We start from the raw sequence: 2,068 nt of genomic DNA, 5'->3' as shown, positions 1-2,068 counted from the left end.
TTTTCGTCACCGAAAGACCCACAACGGTTGAGGAAATTAACACTATTTTCCGAGAAGAAGCCGAGAGCGATCGCTATAAAGGTATCATGAGCGCTTCTGATGAAGAAATTGTCTCCTCTGATATCGTAGGTGATGCCCACGGTTCAATTGTTGATTTAACCATGACCCAAGTGGTCGATGGTGACTTGGTCAAAGTCATGAGCTGGTATGACAATGAATGGGGTTATGCCAATCAAATGGTTCGAGCCGCTGTTGAAAAAGTGAAAGCTTAATTTTAATTCCCAAACCCCATTTTTAGTGTCGGAATGACCTAAAAAATCCTCTCACAAGGGTATGAAAGATAGTAAAAATAGGGAACTTGAAACTCACCTATTTCTACAAGCAAAAGAATAGGGTGGGCAATGCTCACCCTCTTTCATCTGGAATTGATGCTGAGAGTGTTAGATAAAACATTCCTTTAGAAAGAATGCGACTATTATTGTGTAGGAGTTCCGTGCCAGTAACGGAACATTAATCAACACCGCTCTCAACGGTAGTGCCAACATCGTCAGATAGTAATTCTGCTAAGCGTGGATTGAATTCCAATCGAGACAACCACTATTTTTCTAACCCAAATGTAAAGGAATTGTCAGGGGCAAACATCATTTATTCAAGACTCTGTTAAACGTCCGGAAGGGCAGAACTATAGAAGGTAAAAAGCAATGGACACAGTAAGTATAAAAACTCTTGACAGAGTAGACGTGTTTATGCGTAAAACCAAAATCATCTGCACACTTGGCCCTGCCAGTTCTGACTACGACACGCTCAAAGCAATGGTCGAGGCAGGTATGAACGTAGTTCGGTTGAACTTCTCTCATGGCGAACACGCGACCCATCTAGAGTACATCCGCACCGTTCGCAAAGTTTCTGCTGACTTGAAACGCCCCATCGCCATTCTTCAAGATTTACAAGGGCCTAAAATCCGCGTTGGGGATATGGAAGATGGGGTCATTCTTCAAGAAGGTGAGAAGACGACGATCACAATGGAGGATGTCCTCGGTACAGCACAGCGATTTAGTTCAACCTACAAAGGCTTAGCTCAGGATGTAAAAGCTGGGTACGCGATCCTGCTCAACGATGGCTTACTCAAACTGAAGGTAGAGCAGGTGAGTGGTGATGAGATTCACTGCATCGTCATCTACGGGGGAGAGTTAAAAAGCCATAAGGGAATTAACCTCCCGACCGGTTCAATTTCAGCGCCTCCTCTGACGGATAAGGATAAAGAGGACTTGATGTTTGGCTTAGAGCAAGGCGTGGATTACGTCGCCTTGTCTTTTGTGCGCAAAGCCTCAGATCTGGAGCAAGTCAGAGACATTGTGAGAAGCTCTGGTAAATCGACTCATATCGTTGCTAAAGTCGAGCGTCATGAAGCAGTAAACGACCTGGAGGAAATTGTTGCTGCTGCCGATGTAATTATGGTGGCGCGTGGGGACTTGGGTGTTGAAATGCTGTTGGAACAAGTGCCTCAAATTCAGAAAGCCCTGATTGACACTTGCCACAGCTATCAGAAGCCTGTGATTACTGCAACCCAGATGCTGGAGTCGATGATTCAAAACCCTCGCCCAACCAGGGCTGAGGTTTCTGATGTTGCCAACGCGATTCTGGATGGTACAGATGCGATTATGCTTTCGGGCGAAACATCAGTGGGTCGTTACCCGGTAGAAACGGTGAAGACGATGGCGAGCATCGCCGAAACCACTGAAGAACGTTTGGCGGCGTCTTCGATGTTCATCAATGGTAAGCGGGAACATACTATTTCCAACGCGGTTGGGTATGCGGCTTGTCAACTGGCGCAGAATATTAATGCTAAGGCGATTATCTGCTTCACAGAACACGGTTTCACCACACGCATTCTGTCTAAGTATCGCCAGCAGATTCCGGTGGTTGCTGTCACGCCAACCGAAGAAGTGCAGCGTCGGCTGACACTTTACTGGGGTGTTCAATCTTTACAGTTGCAGGAAGTTCATAACACAGACGCCATGATTATTTTGGCGGAGCAAGCAGCTCTCCAACATGGGTTTGTGACGAA

General features: G+C 46.2%; 1 protein-coding gene and 1 pseudogene. Both read left to right on the top strand.

Going from position 1 to position 2,068, the window contains the following annotated elements:
* Positions 1-272, top strand: a pseudogene (locus V6C93_RS30285) (type I glyceraldehyde-3-phosphate dehydrogenase); the annotation flags it as partial.
* A 429-nt stretch (positions 273-701) separates the two neighbouring features.
* On the top strand, positions 702-2,068 hold a 1,367-nt coding region (gene pyk / locus V6C93_RS30280), incomplete at its 3' end, for a pyruvate kinase (RefSeq protein WP_333480393.1).

This window comes from Allocoleopsis sp., from assembly GCF_036703385.1.
Lineage (GTDB): Bacteria > Cyanobacteriota > Cyanobacteriia > Cyanobacteriales > Coleofasciculaceae > Allocoleopsis.
The sequence above is the reverse complement of the archived record's forward strand: the minus strand, read 5'-3'. Positions and strand labels throughout refer to the sequence as shown.